15 protein-coding genes are annotated in these 15,520 nt (G+C 61.9%); 10 read left to right on the top strand and 5 right to left on the bottom strand.

The features are described 5' to 3' along the window. Window positions 1–72: 72 nt before the first annotated feature. Window positions 73–1,110 (bottom strand): rod shape-determining protein MreB, encoded by a 1,038-nt coding sequence (gene mreB, locus C4K39_RS04445; protein WP_068575778.1) that lies wholly within the window; start codon window positions 1,108–1,110, stop codon window positions 73–75. A 211-nt stretch (window positions 1,111–1,321) separates the two neighbouring features. Here mreB and gatC point away from each other — a divergent pair, with 211 nt between their 5' ends. From gatC to C4K39_RS04415, 6 genes are all read left to right on the top strand, one after another. After that, a complete protein-coding gene (gene gatC, locus C4K39_RS04440) occupies window positions 1,322–1,609 on the top strand; it encodes an Asp-tRNA(Asn)/Glu-tRNA(Gln) amidotransferase subunit GatC (protein ID WP_022642307.1) in 288 nt (95 codons plus the stop codon). 16 nt (window positions 1,610–1,625) lie between these two features. Beyond that, a complete protein-coding gene (gene gatA / locus C4K39_RS04435) occupies window positions 1,626–3,077 on the top strand; it encodes an Asp-tRNA(Asn)/Glu-tRNA(Gln) amidotransferase subunit GatA (protein WP_124345749.1) in 1,452 nt (483 codons plus the stop codon). Window positions 3,078–3,087: 10 nt separating this feature from the next. Next, window positions 3,088–4,533, top strand: coding sequence for an Asp-tRNA(Asn)/Glu-tRNA(Gln) amidotransferase subunit GatB (gene gatB / locus C4K39_RS04430; protein ID WP_068575774.1), 1,446 nt, complete (start codon window positions 3,088–3,090; stop codon window positions 4,531–4,533). 81 nt (window positions 4,534–4,614) lie between these two features. Continuing rightward, on the top strand, window positions 4,615–5,022 hold the full coding sequence (locus C4K39_RS04425; protein ID WP_068575772.1) for a septal ring lytic transglycosylase RlpA family protein: 408 nt from the start codon (window positions 4,615–4,617) through the stop codon (window positions 5,020–5,022). Between the two features lie 51 nt (window positions 5,023–5,073). Next, window positions 5,074–6,138 carry a calcium/sodium antiporter gene (locus tag C4K39_RS04420; protein WP_124345748.1) on the top strand — a complete coding sequence of 355 codons (1,065 nt, stop codon included), beginning with the start codon at window positions 5,074–5,076 and terminating at the stop codon, window positions 6,136–6,138. Continuing rightward, on the top strand, window positions 6,135–6,515 hold the full coding sequence (locus tag C4K39_RS04415) for a carboxymuconolactone decarboxylase family protein (RefSeq protein ID WP_124345747.1): 381 nt from the start codon (window positions 6,135–6,137) through the stop codon (window positions 6,513–6,515). Before C4K39_RS04420 ends, C4K39_RS04415 begins: the two co-directional genes overlap by 4 nt. A gap of 35 nt (window positions 6,516–6,550) precedes the next feature. Here C4K39_RS04415 and C4K39_RS04410 read toward each other — a convergent pair whose 3' ends face one another. Further along, a complete protein-coding gene (locus tag C4K39_RS04410) occupies window positions 6,551–7,492 on the bottom strand; it encodes an AEC family transporter (RefSeq protein WP_068575765.1) in 942 nt (313 codons plus the stop codon). Window positions 7,493–7,706: 214 nt separating this feature from the next. Between C4K39_RS04410 and C4K39_RS04405 the strand changes: the two genes are divergently transcribed. Both C4K39_RS04405 and C4K39_RS04400 read left to right on the top strand, forming a co-directional pair. Beyond that, complete coding sequence (locus C4K39_RS04405) at window positions 7,707–9,347, top strand: phospholipase (protein WP_124345746.1); 1,641 nt, start codon at window positions 7,707–7,709, stop codon at window positions 9,345–9,347. A 13-nt stretch (window positions 9,348–9,360) separates the two neighbouring features. Further along, window positions 9,361–9,552: a hypothetical protein gene (locus tag C4K39_RS04400; RefSeq protein WP_124345745.1), complete on the top strand. Its 192-nt coding sequence runs from the start codon at window positions 9,361–9,363 to the stop codon at window positions 9,550–9,552. A 67-nt stretch (window positions 9,553–9,619) separates the two neighbouring features. Here C4K39_RS04400 and C4K39_RS04395 read toward each other — a convergent pair whose 3' ends face one another. The 3 genes from C4K39_RS04395 to C4K39_RS04385 all read right to left on the bottom strand — a co-directional run bounded on the left by C4K39_RS04395 (window position 9,620) and on the right by C4K39_RS04385 (window position 13,258). After that, window positions 9,620–11,347 (bottom strand): ABC transporter ATP-binding protein/permease, encoded by a 1,728-nt coding sequence (locus tag C4K39_RS04395; RefSeq protein ID WP_124345744.1) that lies wholly within the window; start codon window positions 11,345–11,347, stop codon window positions 9,620–9,622. 95 nt (window positions 11,348–11,442) lie between these two features. Beyond that, a complete protein-coding gene (locus C4K39_RS04390; RefSeq protein WP_068575759.1) occupies window positions 11,443–12,003 on the bottom strand; it encodes a response regulator transcription factor in 561 nt (186 codons plus the stop codon). Next, complete coding sequence (locus C4K39_RS04385; RefSeq protein ID WP_068575758.1) at window positions 11,996–13,258, bottom strand: ATP-binding protein; 1,263 nt, start codon at window positions 13,256–13,258, stop codon at window positions 11,996–11,998. The genes C4K39_RS04390 and C4K39_RS04385 overlap by 8 nt, the downstream gene beginning before the upstream one ends. 259 nt (window positions 13,259–13,517) lie before the next feature. On the opposite strand from C4K39_RS04385, the gene C4K39_RS04380 reads away from it, so the two are divergent. Together C4K39_RS04380 and C4K39_RS04375 are read left to right on the top strand one after the other, a co-directional pair. Next, entirely contained in the window at window positions 13,518–14,237 is a 720-nt protein-coding gene (locus C4K39_RS04380; RefSeq protein WP_068575756.1) for an SIMPL domain-containing protein, read from the top strand. A gap of 218 nt (window positions 14,238–14,455) precedes the next feature. Further along, window positions 14,456–15,019, top strand: a complete 564-nt coding sequence (locus C4K39_RS04375; protein WP_068575755.1) for a helix-turn-helix domain-containing protein — start codon at window positions 14,456–14,458, stop codon at window positions 15,017–15,019. The last annotated feature ends 501 nt before the right edge of the window (window positions 15,020–15,520 follow it).

Below are 15,520 nucleotides of genomic sequence, written 5' to 3'. Positions count from 1 at the left end.
GAAGATAAACGCCACAGGCAGCACTGCAAAGTGCTGCCTGTGAGCGCAACAGCATAGATGCCAACAGCGAAGTTATTCGCTGGAGAGCAGGTCCATGGTGTGTTTGTCCATCATTTCCAATGCACGGCCACCGCCACGCGCAACACAAGTCAGCGGATCTTCGGCGACGATCACCGGCAGGCCGGTTTCCTGGGCCAGCAGCTTGTCCAGGTCACGCAGCAAGGCGCCACCACCGGTCAGCACCAGGCCACGCTCGGCGATATCCGACGCCAACTCTGGAGGCGATTGCTCCAGGGCGCTCTTCACTGCCTGAACGATGGCGGCCAGGGACTCCTGCAGAGCCTCCAGCACTTCATTGGAGTTCAGGGTAAAGGCACGTGGCACGCCTTCGGCCAGGTTACGGCCGCGCACGTCGACTTCACGCACTTCGCCACCTGGGTAGGCGGTGCCGATTTCCTGCTTGATGCGCTCGGCGGTGGATTCACCAATCAGGCTGCCGTAGTTGCGGCGTACGTAGGTGATGATGGCTTCGTCGAAACGGTCGCCGCCCACACGTACGGATTCGGCGTAGACCACACCGTTCAGGGAGATCAGGGCGATCTCGGTGGTACCACCGCCGATATCCACGACCATCGAGCCACGGGCTTCCTCGACCGGCAGGCCGGCACCGATAGCGGCGGACATCGGCTCTTCGATCAGGAACACTTCGCGAGCACCGGCGCCAAGGGCCGATTCACGGATGGCGCGACGTTCAACCTGGGTGGACTTGCATGGAACGCAGATCAGCACACGAGGGCTGGGCTGCAGGAAGCTGTTTTCATGAACCTTGTTGATGAAGTACTGCAACATCTTTTCACAGACGCTGAAGTCGGCGATCACGCCGTCCTTCATCGGACGAATGGCAGCAATGTTGCCCGGAGTACGACCGAGCATGCGCTTGGCTTCGGTACCAACCGCCACAACACTTTTCTGATTACCGTGGGTCCGGATGGCAACGACAGATGGCTCATTAAGGACAATACCGCGCTCGCGCACGTAAATAAGGGTGTTGGCAGTGCCCAGGTCAATGGAGAGATCACTGGAAAACATGCCACGCAGTTTCTTGAACATGGGAAAGGGACCCTAGGCAACGCGTGGGTAAAAAAGTGCGGCAAACTCTAACAACGACAGGGATTTTGGGCAAGGCGCCAATATGTTAAATTGGCCGCTTTTCTGTGCACCAAAGCCCACAATCGCGGCCGTAAGACCGTAGAACTGCGGTAGTGTTCCGACAATCTGACACGCGGACGATATCCGCTTTTGTTTTCCACTGGAGAATCCCATGGCGCTTGAACGCTCCGATGTGGAAAAAATCGCTCATTTGGCCAGCATCAAGCTCAATGAAGGCGATCTTCCACACATCACCTCCGCCCTGAACAGCATTCTGGGGCTGGTGGATGAAATGCAGGCAGTCGATACCGACGGTATCGAGCCCCTGGCCCACCCCCTGGAAGCCAGCCAGCGCCTGCGCGCAGACGTTGTGACCGAGTCCAATCATCGCGAGGCCTACCAGTCCATCGCGCCAGCGGTCGAAAACGGCCTGTACCTGGTTCCGAAAGTCATCGACTAAAGGGAAAGAGCCTGCAATGCACCACATGACCCTGGCCGAGATCGCCCGCGGACTCGCCGACAAGAAATTCTCCTCCGAAGAACTGACCCGGACCCTGCTGGCGCGCATCGCCCAGCTCGACCCGCAGATCAACAGCTTCATCAGCCTCACCGAAGACCTCGCGCTGGCCCAGGCCAAGGCCGCCGATGCCCGTCGCGCAAACGGTGAGAGCGGCGCCCTGCTGGGCGCGCCGATCGCCCACAAGGACCTGTTCTGCACCCAGGGCATCCGCACCAGCTGTGGCTCGAAGATGCTCGACAACTTCAAGGCACCCTACGACGCCACCGTGGTCTCCAAGCTGGCCACCGCCGGCACGGTAACCCTGGGCAAGACCAACATGGACGAATTCGCCATGGGTTCGGCCAACGAGTCGAGCTGGTATGGCGCAGTGAAGAACCCGTGGAACCTGGAACACGTACCGGGCGGCTCGTCCGGTGGTTCCGCCGCTGCCGTGGCCGCGCGCCTGCTGCCCGCCGCCACCGCCACCGACACCGGTGGCTCGATCCGCCAGCCCGCGGCCTTCACCAACCTCACCGGCCTGAAGCCGACCTATGGTCGTGTGTCCCGCTGGGGCATGATCGCCTACGCCTCCAGCCTGGATCAGGGCGGCCCGCTGGCACGCACCGCCGAAGACTGCGCGATCCTGCTGCAAGGCATGGCCGGCTTCGACCCGAACGACTCCACCAGCATCGATGAACCGGTACCGGACTACAGCGCCGGCCTCAATGGCTCGTTGCAGGGCCTGCGCATCGGCGTACCGAAGGAATACTTCAGCGCCGGCCTCGACCCGCGCATCGCCGACCTGATCCACGCCAGTATCAAGGAGCTGGAGAAGCTCGGCGCGGTCATCAAGGAAATCAGCCTGCCGAACATGCAGCACGCGATTCCGGCGTACTACGTGATCGCCCCGGCGGAAGCCTCCTCCAACCTGTCGCGTTTCGACGGCGTGCGCTTCGGCTATCGCTGCGAGAACCCCAAGGACCTGGAAGACCTGTACACCCGCTCCCGTGGCGAAGGTTTCGGCAGTGAAGTACAGCGCCGGATCATGGTCGGTGCCTACGCGCTGTCCGCCGGCTACTACGACGCCTACTACCTCAAGGCGCAGAAGATCCGTCGCCTGGTGAAGAACGACTTCATGAATGCCTTCAACGAAGTCGACGTCATCCTCGGCCCGACCACGCCGAACCCGGCCTGGAAACTCGGCGCCAAGAACAGCGACCCGGTCGCTGCGTACCTGGAAGACGTGTACACCATCACCGCCAACCTCGCCGGTCTGCCGGGCCTGTCCATGCCGGCAGGTTTCGTCGATGGCCTGCCGGTAGGCGTGCAACTGCTTGCCCCGTATTTCCAGGAAGGCCGCTTGCTCAACGTTGCGCACCAGTACCAGTTGAACACCGACTGGCACACCCGCACCCCAACCGGCTTCTGAGGAGACACACATGCAATGGGAAGTCGTGATCGGGCTGGAGATTCATACCCAGCTCACCACCCAATCGAAGATTTTCTCCGGTAGCTCCACCGCCTTCGGTGCCGAGCCCAACACCCAGGCCAGCCTGGTGGACCTGGGCATGCCTGGCGTACTGCCGGTGCTGAACCAGGAAGCGGTGCGCATGGCGGTGATGTTCGGCCTGGCGGTAGACGCCGAGATCGGCCAGCACAACGTGTTCGCCCGCAAGAACTACTTCTATCCGGACCTGCCCAAGGGCTACCAGATCAGCCAGATGGACCTGCCGATCGTCGGCAAGGGCCACCTGGACATCCCCCTGGAAGACGGCACCGTCAAGCGCATCGGCATCACCCGGGCGCACCTGGAAGAAGACGCCGGCAAGAGCCTGCACGAGGAGTTCAGCGGTGCCTCCGGCATCGACCTGAACCGGGCCGGCACGCCGCTGCTGGAAATCGTTTCCGAGCCTGACCTGCGCAGCGCCAAGGAGGCCGTGGCCTACGTCAAGTCGATCCACGCCCTGGTGCGCTACCTGGGCATCTGCGACGGCAACATGGCCGAAGGCTCCCTGCGCTGCGACTGCAACGTCTCGATCCGCCCCAAGGGCCAGGTCGAATTCGGCACCCGCTGCGAGATCAAGAACGTCAACTCGTTCCGCTTTATCGAGAAGGCGATCAACTCCGAGATCCAGCGCCAGATCGACCTGATCGAGGACGGCGGCAAGGTGATCCAGCAGACGCGCCTGTACGATCCGAACAAGGACGAGACCCGTCCGATGCGCAGCAAGGAAGAAGCCAACGACTACCGTTACTTCCCCGATCCGGACCTGCTGCCAGTGGTCATCGAGGACGCCTTCCTCGCCCAGGTGCGCGCCACCCTGCCAGAGCTGCCACCGCAGAAGCGCGAGCGCTTCCAGCAGCAGTTCGGCCTGTCGGTCTACGATGCCAGCGTGCTGGCCTCCAGCCGCGAGCAGGCGGACTACTTCGAGAAGGTCGCCAACATCGCCGGCGACGCCAAGCTGGCGGCCAACTGGGTCATGGTCGAGCTGGGCAGCCTGCTGAACAAGCAGGGCCTGGAGATCGACGAAGCACCGGTATCGGCCGAGCAACTGGGCGGCATGCTCCTGCGCATCAAGGACAACACCATCTCCGGCAAGATCGCCAAGACCGTGTTCGAAGCCATGGCCAACGGTGAAGGCAGCGCCGACGAAATCATCGACAAGCGCGGTCTCAAGCAGGTCACCGATACCGGCGCGATCTCCGCGGTGCTGGACGAGATGCTCGCGGCCAACGCCGAGCAGGTCGAACAATATCGCGCCGCGGACGAAGCCAAGCGCGGCAAGATGTTCGGCTTCTTCGTCGGCCAGGCGATGAAGGCGTCCAAGGGCAAGGCCAACCCGCAACAGGTCAACGAGCTGCTGAAAAGCAAGCTCGAGGGCTGATCGGGCATGAAGCCGTGGCTTGCCAGTCGAAACGCGGTCCGCGTACCGCCGTCTTCGCTGGCAAGCCCGCCTCTTCCATCGATGCCTGCCAGCTTTTCTCCCCTACGATTTTTAAGGCAGTACCTGCTCGGCGCCTGCGCCCTGCTCGTCCTGCTCAGCGGTTGCGCCAACCGTCACATCATCGACCCCAGGGGTTATGACGAGACCGGAACCGCCTCCTATTACGGCGCCCGCCATCACGGCAAGCACACTGCCAGTGGCGAGCCATTCGACCAGCACGGCCTGACCGCCGCCCACCGCCAATTGCCATTCGGCACCCGGGTGCAGGTCACCAACCTGGCCAACGACAAAAGTGTCGTGGTGCGCATCAACGACCGGGGCCCGCATACCCGTGGACGCCTGATCGACGTGTCCCGCGCGGCAGCACAGCAGTTGGACATGCTACAGAGCGGCACCGCCAAAGTGCGCGTCCAAGCCCTCAGCGACTGACCTTTCCGGAGCCTAGCCATCACTGCCTTTGCCGAACTGCCCCTGCTCAGCCTGATCCAGCTCATCAGCGGTTTGCTGATGCTGATCGCCGGCGCCGAGCTGCTGGTCCGCGCGGCCGTGCGCCTGGTGGCCCGCCTGCATGTGCGCCCACTGCTCATCGGCCTGACCATCGTGGCCTTCGGCAGCAGCGCCCCACAAATGGCCATCAGCCTGCAAGCGACGCTGGGCGGCAGCACCGATATCGCCGTAGGCAGCGTGATCGGCAGCAGCATCTTCAACATCCTGGTGACCCTGGGCCTCTCGGCACTGATCATTCCGCTGCGGGTTTCCCGGCAATTGGTACGCCTGGATATTCCACTGATGATCGGCGCCAGCCTGCTGGTATTCGCCCTCGCCTACAGCGAACACCTCACGCCCCTCGACGGCGCTGTACTGCTGGCAGCCCTGGTGCTGTACCTGGGCCTGTTGCTGCGCCAGTCACGTCACTCCACACGCCTGCACGCCCCCGAACCCAGCGGCCGCCGCAAGGCCGCGCCATGGTTCAGTAGCCTGCTGCTGATCCTCCTCGGCCTGGGCCTGCTGGTATTTGCCGGGCACTTGCTGCTGGGCGCCGCCGTGACCGTGGCCGACGACCTGGGCCTGTCGGAACGGGTCATGGGCCTGACCGTGATCGCCATCAGTGCTTCGCTACCCCAACTGGCCACCTCGTTGCTTGCTGCCCTGCGGGGCCAGCGCGATATCGCCGTGGGCAACGTGATCGGCAGCAATCTATTCAACCTGCTGGGCGTCCTGGGCTTCACCGCGCTGGTAGCCCCCACGCCGCTCTCGGTCTCACCCAACGCCCTGGACTTCGACCTGCCGGTACTGCTTGGCGTGGCCCTGTTGTGCCTGCCGGTGTTTTATTCCGGCTATCGCGTGACCCGCGCCGAAGGCTTGCTGTTTCTTGGCCTGTACCTGGCCTATGGGCTGCACGTGATGTCCTTCACGACCGGCATGCCCCTGGCGGGCAAGCTGGAACGCCTGATGCTGTTTTTCATCCTGCCGGCGCTGGTGGCGTTCCTGCTGTTCAGTTCGCTACGGGCCTGGCGCCGCCAACACAAGAAGGAAACGCCATGAGCGAGAACAATAAAAGCGGTCTAAAGATGCGTCGCCAGGTAATGGGCGATGCCTTCGTCGACCGTGCCCTGGGCAACGCCACTGAGTTCAGCCAACCCTTGCAGGACTTCGTCAACGAACATGCCTGGGGCGGGGTGTGGAACCGCGAAGGCCTGCCGCTCAAGACCCGTAGCCTGATCACCCTGGCGGCCCTGACCGCCCTCAAGTGCCCGCAAGAACTCAAGGGCCACGTACGCGGCGCGCTGAACAACGGCTGCACGGTCGAAGAGATTCGCGAAGCGCTGCTGCACTGCGCGGTGTATGCCGGAGTGCCAGCGGCCGTCGATGCATTTCGCGCCGCCCAGGAAGTGATAGACGCCTACCAGCAAGACCAGTGACAACTCCTCGCCGGCCACCTGGCCGGCGAGCCACCTTAGATCCAGCCGCCCCACTGCAACAGGAAAATCCCGATATTGGTGGTCACCGCCGCCATCACCGTAGTGATGACGATGATCGCCGCTGCCAGTTCATGGTTGCCATTGGCCGCCCGGGCCATGACGAAGCTCGCCGCCGCGGTGGGGCTGGCGAAGTACAGGAACAGGATCCCCAGCTCGGCACCACGAAAGCCGCACAACCAGGCACCGAAAGTCGCCAGTGTCGGCAAGCTGATCATCTTCATCAGGCTGGAACTGACGGCCATCCGCCCACTGTTGCGCAAGGCCGCCATGGACAGGGTGCCGCCGATGCAGATCAGCGCCAGCGGCAGGGTCATCTGCGCCAGGTACTGCCCTGAAGTCTCAAGCCAGCCAGGCAGGCCGATCTGCCAATAGGCGAATGGCCCGGCCACCAGCACGCTGACGATCAGCGGGTTGCTGATCACGTTCTTGAAGATGCTCCAGGGGTCGGACTTGATCACCGGGCTGTACACGGCCAGGACGATGGTCGACAGGGTGTTGTAGAAAAGGATCACCAGCGCCGCCAGCACCGCCCCCAGGGAAATGCCGTAGCTGCCATACATGCTGGCCGCCAGGGCCAGGCCGATGATCGCGTTGTTGCCGCGAAAGGCGCCCTGGGTATAGATGCCGCGATCCTCCCGCGGACAACGCCAGATCGCCCAGAGCCAGGCCAGGGCGAAACACGCCAGGGTCGCTACCGAGAAATAGACCAGCACCCCAGGCTTGAGCGACGAATGCAGGTCGGCGTGCACGATGCCCAGAAACAACAGCGCCGGCATGGTGACGTTGAACACCAGGGCCGAGGCGGTATGGATGAAGTTGTCATTGATCCAGCCCACGCGCTTGAGCATCAGGCCAAGGAACAGCATGGCAAAGACCGGCGCCGTGATCGTCAGCGTTTCGAGAAAAATAGCCAGCATGCGCAGGGAACCTTGAGCCTGTCGTTAGGGCGCTAATGATAATCCAATCCCCCGGGGGAACACCCCCCGATCAACGGCATCTGCGTGCCACGAAGAAAAACCGCCGGCCAGATCATTCCTGCCTTGACGGGAAATGGTTTTCGTTTATCCTCAAAACAACTGTATATACATACAGTTAAATATGAATATCCAATGACATATCAAGGAGCTAGAAATGTCAGGACTCTCTGCACAGACGCAGCAACAACCTCAACATGCAGGCAAGATCGTCGCCGATCTGGATCGCCTGTTCAGCGAACAAGGCATCGCCATCACTGGCGACGGCGATGCCCTGGTACTGGTCGCCGACGGTCACCACACCATCAAGTACCATCGTCCGGAACACCTGCCCCACAACCCGCAGAAACCGCTCGGCAACGCCCCCCAGTTGCGCTTCGAAGGCGGTGAGCACACCGCGATTGGCGACAGCACACTGCTGCGCTTCGTAAAGGATGCCGCCCCCGTCCCGGCCTGGCAGGTCGAGCTGCACCTGCCCAATGGCCTGGCCCTGACCTACGGCCAGGTGATCGCCCTGGGCGGTGACTTCTATGGCATTCCCGACCAGCCGATCTGCGATGGTGCGACGCCGGTGGATCGGGTACAGCGCTTCAGCGCCGCCTTCAACTCCCTGGCGGTACTCCCTGGCGCCAAGGACGAGGCCCGGCAAATCCTGGCCGTGATGCAAAAGGAAATCGTCGCCGCCAACCAGGCCATCCGTGATGGCAAGCAGCCCCACGAAGCCTATGACGCCCTGGGCGATACCTTGTCCGAAGAGTGGAACAGGATCACCGGTGGCGGCAGCGCCGTTTCCGCCCTGTTCCCCCTGGGCCGCTATCTCAAGCTTGCAGCCAACAACGCCGACCACTTTGGCGAGTGGGCCCTGGCGGCCTATATCGCCGGCCATACCGCCGCGCTGCAACAAGCGGTATTGGCAGGCAAGAGCGCGGACGACAAGCAGCTGGAGCTGGCCTATGCGATGAACGCCTTCGCCGACCACTTCCTGACCGACCTGTTCTCCGCCGGCCATGTGCGCGTACCGCGCAAACAGGTGGCCGCAGTGGTCACGCCCAGCGACCTGGGCTCGCTGATCACCCGATTCATGCACGATGAAGACAGCAAGTTCGGCCTCAATGTCAGCAATGGCCAGGGCGATCGCTGGCATTCCTATGGCGACAAGCGCTACTTCGATAGCGTCGACCACCGCAATCGCCAACAGGTGAAGCTCGCGGTACAACGCTCGGCGGACGAAATCTTCGCCAGTTACCTGAGCGGCAGCCTGCCGGCCCCGGCGAGTTACGCTGCGTTGAAAGTGGCGCCGGACCTGAATGCCGCCAAGACCGGCAACTTCTCGCCGCTGTTCGTGACCAAGGGCAGTGAGGTCCTGCGCCGCAGCGACGTCAATAACCTCAATGACAGCAAGACCATCGACAACTGGTGGGGCTGGAGCACCTACCTGCTGCTCAAGAACTACAGCCCGAACAAACCGGCAGGCTACCTGGATACGCCAAGCGCCGTACCTTCGATCCTCGCCGACGGCTGGCAGAGCCATGCTCCCAGCGAGCCCAACTGGCTGCCCGGGCATGCGGTGCGCTATGCCGTCAGCGAAACCAACGGCCTCAACGAGTCCTACATCGGTCCCTGGTCTAGCTATGTCGAGCTCGGCGACAGCTTCCAGCCGACCCTGGCCATCCCGGCCGGCATCACCAACAGTGCGGCCAGCGGGCGTAATGTCTTCCGCCAGTTCCGTGGCGGCTCACCGGAGCTGATCGGCTCCATCGACAAGAACGCCACTCGCTTCATCGACCGCAACGCTTGATAAGGAAATCACCATGGCTATCACTCTGAACCTGCAACTGGCCTCCGGCCAGTCCCTCAAGGACGCGCCACTGGAGCTACTGCTCAATGGCACCCCCATCGCCCGTGCCAGCGTCGATGAGCGCGGCAACGTCGCCTTCAACGCCAAGCCGGGCAAGGGTCAACTGGCGGTAAGGGTCGACCGCTCGATCCTGAAGAACGCCTGACTCATCCCCAAAAAAAGACCCGCCCGGCAATACTGCCGTGGCGGGTCTTTGTCCATGTAACCGCAGGTCAGGCGTTCTGTGCCTGCTCGACCAGATGCCCCTGGTCGATGCGGATATGCCGTGGATGGAAGTGCTTGAGGCTACTGCGGTGCCCGACACTGACGATGCTCAATCCCGGCAGTTGATCGATCAACGCCTGGTACAACGTGGCTTCGTCTTCCTCGTCCATCGCTGAAGTAGCCTCGTCCATGTACAACCACTGCGGTGCATAAAGCAGGGCACGGGCAAAGGCCAGGCGTTGCTGTTCCCCCGGCGACAGCATGCGCTGCCAGTGATTGCGCTCGTCCAGGCGTGCCACCAGGTGCGGCAAGCGGCAGGTCTGCAGTACCTGGTCGTAGCGCTCCTGGGGATAGCTGTCGCCCGACTGTGGATAACTCAAGGCGTCGCGTAGGCTACCGATAGGCAAGTAGGGCTTCTGCGGCAGAAACAGGGAACGCTGGTTCGGCAGGCGGATATTGCCATGACCTGTGGGCCATAGCCGGCCCATGGCGCGCAGCAAGGTGCTCTTGCCACTGCCGGAGCGGCCACTGAGCATCAGGCGCTCGCCGGGGTTCACGGTCAACTGTGCGCCGGCCAGCAAATGCCGGCCATCGGCCAGGTCCAGGCCCAGGTCACGCACCTGCAACTGCTCACCTTCGGCCTGTACGTCGATGGCTGCCGGACGCTCCTCGTTATCGCTCATGGCCTGGCGAAAGCTCAGCAGACGGTCGCAGGTAGCGCGCCAGGCGGCCAGGTCCGAATAGGCCGTGATGAACCAGCTGAAGTTCTCCTGGACGTTGCCAAAAGCCGAGTTGATCTGCATCAGCTCGCCCAGCTCGATCTTGCCGGAGAAGTAACGGGGAGCAGCCACGATGAACGGAAAGATGATCGCGATCTGGCCATAACCGGCGGTAAAGAACGTCAGGCGCTTGGACACCCTCATGATGTCCCAGAAGTTGTGCCAGACCTTGCTGAAACGACCGCTCAGGCGTTGGTTCTCGTTCTTCTCGCCGTCATACAAGGCAATGCTCTCGGCGTTCTCCCGGACCCGTACCATGGAGAAACGCAGGTCGGCCTCGAAACGTTGCTGCTGGTTGTTCAGCCCGATCAAGCGCCGCCCGATCAGATGGGTCAGCCAACTGCCGACCAGGGCATACACCAGGGCGCACCAGAACATGTAGCCGGGAATGGTATAGCCCAGCACCTCGATGCTGCCGGACACGCCCCAGAGAATGATGGAGAAGGACACCAGGCTGACCAGGTTGCGGATCAGCCCCAGGCCCAGCGCCAGGGTGTTGGTGGTGAAGCTGTTGAGGTCTTCGGAGATCCGCTGGTCGGGGTTGTCGGTGTAACCGCCCTGCTCCAGCTGGTAATAGTTCTTGCTGCCCAGCCAACGGACGAAGTGCTTCTCGGTGAGCCAGGCCCGCCAGCGGATGGTCAGCATCTGGGTCAGGTACAGGCGGTACACCGCGCCCAGGATCGCCACTGCGGCGATGCCGCAGAAATACAGGATCAGATGCCAGAACGCCGCTTCGTCCTTCTTCTGCAAAGCGTTGTAGAAATCCTTGTACCAGCTGTTGATCCACACCGAGATCGCCACACTGAACAACGACAGGCCGATCACCGCGGCCAACAGCAGCCAGGCCTTGCCCTTCTCTTCGCTGCGCCAGTAAGGCGTGATCATGGCCCACACCCGACGGAAGAATTGCCCGCGCACAACATCGTTGACCGCGGAGTATTCAGCGTTCTGATTCATTATCGAGGCTCTATTGGGAAGCGAAGAAGCGTTGAGCCGATCATAGTCGAACGGCTCGCTTTTTCCTGTCGAGAAGAGAGGGATTCAATCGCGTATCAGCGACGAACCGGACGCTTCTGCAATTTGCGCTGCAAGGTGCGGCGATGCATGCCCAGGGCTCGGGCAGTGGCGGAGATGTTGCCTTCATGCTCGGTCAGGACCCGCTGGATATGCTCCCATTGCAGGCGGTCCACCGACATCGGGTTTTCCGGCACCAGGCTATCCAGGTCGGCATGCTCGGACAGCAGCGCAGCCAGCACGTCATCGGCGTCCGCCGGCTTGCACAGGTAGTTGCAGGCACCGCGCTTGATGGCCTCCACGGCGGTGGCGATGCTCGAATAACCGGTGAGGATCAGTACCCGCATCTCCGGGTCCAGCTCCAGCAGCTTGGGCAGCAGAACCAGTCCGGAATCGCCATCCATCTTCAGGTCCAGCGCGGCATAGTCCGGCAAGTCCTGCTGGGCCAGGGCCAGGCCCTCCTCGGCGGAACCTGCGGTGCTGACGCGAAAGCCACGACGGCTCATGGCACGGGCCATCACTCGGGTAAAGGTAGCGTCGTCATCCACCAGCAACAGATGCGGCAGTTCTTCACCTTCGACTTGGATCTCTTCACTCATGGTCGTCTCCTCGGGCGGCACGGGGCAGGCGCAGCTCGGTGAGCGTACCGCCTTCCTCATGACTGTAGAGTTTTACTGAGCCACCGGCGCGGGTCACGCTGGCCTTGCTCAAGAACAGGCCCAGGCCGAAGCCTTTGCCCTTGGTGGTAAAAAACGGTTTGCCAATCTGCTCGGCGATAGCCAAGGGTACTCCAGCACCGTGATCGCGAATACTGATGGTCAGGTCTTCGGCATCCCAGTCCAGGCGCACCTCCAGGCCCTCCGGGCAGGCATCGGCAGCATTGTTGAGCAGGTTGAGCAGGGCCTGGGTCAGGTCCGGTGGCGGCGCCAGGCGCGGCATTTCACCCTGCCCCAGCAAATGGAAGCGATAGCTGGCTTCCGGGCGCATCAGGTGCCAGCGGTTCAGGGCCTCGTCGAGCCACTGGGTCACATCCTGCATCTCTACCGCCATCCGCCGGTTGGCCTCGGCGGCGCGCACCAGTTGTTGCAAGGTTTCCTTGCACAGCTTCACCTGGTCCTGGAGCACGCTGAGGTCGTCCTGCAGCAGCGGATCGGGATGGTCCTGGCGCATCTCCTTGAGCAGCACGCTCATGGTCGCCAGGGGCGTGCCCAACTCATGGGCGGCGCCGGCGGCCTGGGTAGCCACGGCCAGCAATTGCTGGTCACGCAGGCCCTCCTCGCGGCGGATCGCCCGTAGTTCTTCCTGGCGCCGCAACTCCTCGGCCATCCGCGCCGCGAAGAAAGTGATTACCGCCGCAGCCAGGGCAAAGCTCAGCCACATGCCGTAGACCTGCAGGTTTTCCCGGGCGATGGGCAAGGTCTGCAACGGGTAGAACCAGGCCAGCAACAAGGTATAGAGGGCCAGGGCGATCCCCGAGAGCGCCACGGAGTAACGCCAGGGCAAGGTCACCGCAGCGATCGTCAGGGGCACCAGGTAATAGGACACGAAGGGGTTGGTGGAGCCACCGGAGAAATACAGCAGCACGCTGTGGATAAACAGGTCACAGGCCAGCTGCAGGGCATATTCCAGTTCCGTCACCGGCCAGGAGGTGCGCAGGCGGATGGCCGTAAAGGCGCACAGCACCATGGAGAAGACCAGGGTAATCCCCAGTTGCAGCCAGGGCAGCGGCAGCAGTTCGAGCCAATAGGCAAGCCCCACCGAACCGGCCTGAGCGGCCAGAACCAGGGTGCGGATGAAGGTCAGGCGCCAGAGGTTCTGGCGGGTCGCAGACAGCAATTTTACGGGGGCGAGCATGAGCTCTCCTGATGAGCGCTCCAGGATAATCGGCGGGAGTATAACCATGCCGCCCCCGACACAGGCAAAACTGCGGCAAAGCGCCACAGGAAAAAGCAGCGGCAAGTGGCAAGCTTTCAGCTACAAGCAGAAGTCCCGGGATAAGGGAGGCCAAGGTGTATCAAAGTTGTAATGGGTGCAACTGGGAGTAAAAGCTAGAGTCTTATCGCTCAACGCAAGCGCGAACCTTTGGCTTGCGAACCGTACTCAAGGAGATCCCATGCAGCCTTTCAGTCGCAACCTCGCCCTTCTCGCCCTCGGCGTCGCCTCCCTCGCCAGCCTTCCAGCGCAGGCCGCCGATGAGCTGCACTACAACCAGGTTTCCCTGCGCGCCGAGGCCAGCCAGGAAGTGGCCCGCGACCTGATGATCGTGACCCTCTACAGCGAGTCGCAGAACGCCGATCCGGCCAAGCTGGCAGCAGAAATCAGCACCACCATGAACAAGGCCCTGGAACAGGCACGCCAAGTCAAGGGCATCACCCTGAGCCAGGGCAGCCGCAACAGCTATCCGATCTACGACAGCAAGGGCCAGAAGATCACCGGCTGGCGCGAGCGTGCCGAACTGCGCCTGGAAAGCGCCGACTTCGCCGCCCTGTCCAAGCTCACCGGCGAGTTGCTGACCGACCTGAAGATGGACGGCATGGACTTCGCCATCGCCCCCGCGACCCGCAAGGCCAGCGAGGATGCCCTGCTCAAGGATGCCGTGCAGGCGTTCAAGGCTCGGGCACAACTGGCAACCGAAGCCTTGGGCGGCAAGGGCTACAAGATCGTCAGCCTGAATCTCAACGCCGATGGTTATCCGCAGCCCTACATGCGTGGTCCCATGATGATGAAGGCTGCCAGCGCAGATGCGTCCTCCTCCGTCACCCCGCAAGTCGAGGCCGGTACCAGCAAGGTCAACATGACCGCCGACGGCGCCATCGAAGTGCTGATGCAGTAAAACGCTTCCGGCCTTCCTGCAAACGGCGGTAACCTCCAAAGCGAGGTTACCGCCGTTTTTCGTTACAGACTGTTTCAAGCCAGCTCAGGAGAATTCACCTTGCTGCCCATGAGTTTGGCGAGTTCGGGATGTTAAAGTGTCGAACCTTAGTATTGCGCCTGTCAGGTATTACTGACGCCTGACAGGTAAATTGCTTTTTTCCTATAAGAGTCTCCTCAATGACCGCTGACCGCATCGGCGAACGCCTGCGTCGCTATCGCCGCGCCGCCAAGAAAACCCTGCGCCAGATTGCTAGTGAATCCGGTCTGACAGCCAGTTTCCTATCCCAGGCAGAGCGTAATCTGACAGGCGTATCCATCTCTTCCCTGGTCAACATCGCCAAGTCGTTGAACGTGCCACTCAATGCCCTGTTCGACCAACCGAGCCAGGCCCAGCCCGACTCCCATGATGGCGAGCGAGTGCGCTATACCATTGAGGGCCAGCCCCTGGCCTACGAACGACTCTCCAGTTCCTTTCCCGGCAACCTGATCAACGCCGTGAAGATGAACATCTCGGTGGGCTACCAATCGGAATTGATTTCCCACGACGGCTCAGAATTTTCTTACGTTCTTTCGGGACAAATCGTCTACACCATCGAAGGTCGCCAATACCCCCTGGGCCCTGGCGACTCGGTGCACTTCGACGCCACCAAGACCCACTGCCTGGCCAACGTCGGCGACGGTCCGGCAGAAGTCCTGACCATTACCACCATGGGCCTTTTCGACGACCGCCCGGCCTCCTGATCCCTACATACAAGGGCTTGCCGAACATCCTGGGCAAACCTTCACACGATAGAAATGTTAGTCATGCTTAATTTTCGTTGACCACAATTTCAGCATGACTTAATTTCCGCACCAGCGAGTCGTCGATCAAGAACACAACAAGTACTCGCCATCGCCGCATAGGGTCCGTGGGGCTCCATCCATCCCCATCGAGATAGAAAGGCGAGTGACCACGGCCCACAAGGCCAATCCTCAGATGCGCCCTAGAAAAAGAAAAAAAGAGGTTTGCATGTGTAAGATTTTCCAGCACCAGTCCTGGCAGGCAACAGGCCCGTCTTTCGACTCTCCGCGCCCCCGCGCCACCCGTATTCCCCGTCATCGCCATCTGGCCGGCCAGCCCCGCCAGCTCGGGCAGAAACAGCTCGGCATCCGCCTGGACAACGCACCAATACGAGGCGTAACCGCCCCTGGCTGCACGCTAAAAAGGCAGCAAATGCACCATAAAGAACCGGCGCAAACGGT

The sequence above is a fragment of the Pseudomonas sessilinigenes genome (assembly GCF_003850565.1).
Lineage (GTDB): Bacteria > Pseudomonadota > Gammaproteobacteria > Pseudomonadales > Pseudomonadaceae > Aquipseudomonas > Aquipseudomonas sessilinigenes.
Note: the sequence above shows the minus strand (reverse complement) of the source record. Positions and strands in the feature narration are given on the sequence as shown.